This is a genomic window from Vibrio sp. 10N.286.51.E5, from assembly GCF_041469125.1.
Classification (GTDB): domain Bacteria; phylum Pseudomonadota; class Gammaproteobacteria; order Enterobacterales; family Vibrionaceae; genus Vibrio; species Vibrio crassostreae_C.
In genome coordinates this window covers 1-244 of sequence record NZ_JBFRJZ010000138.1, presented here as the reverse complement: position 1 = coordinate 244, position 244 = coordinate 1, and the positions used below count along the sequence as shown (strand labels likewise).

Annotated in this window: 2 tRNA genes; both read right to left on the bottom strand. The window is 46.3% G+C overall.

Going from position 1 to position 244, the window contains the following annotated elements:
• Positions 1-2: 2 nt before the first annotated feature.
• A tRNA-Lys gene (locus AB4161_RS23110) sits at positions 3-78 on the bottom strand.
• A 2-nt stretch (positions 79-80) separates the two neighbouring features.
• Positions 81-156: transfer RNA gene (locus AB4161_RS23105), tRNA-Glu, on the bottom strand.
• Positions 157-244: the final 88 nt, after the last annotated feature.

Below are 244 nucleotides of genomic sequence, written 5' to 3'. Positions count from 1 at the left end.
AATGGTGGGTCGTGCAGGATTCGAACCTGCGACCAATTGATTAAAAGTCAACTGCTCTACCAACTGAGCTAACGACCCAATGGTATCCCGTAGGGGAGTCGAACCCCTGTTACCGCCGTGAAAGGGCGGTGTCCTAGGCCTCTAGACGAACGGGACACTGCAATTCATCTCTACTTTAAAAGTAGAAACAAACTTCGAAGAACTTGGGAGTTCTTCATCTCTTTACTTTTCTAAACCTAATCAA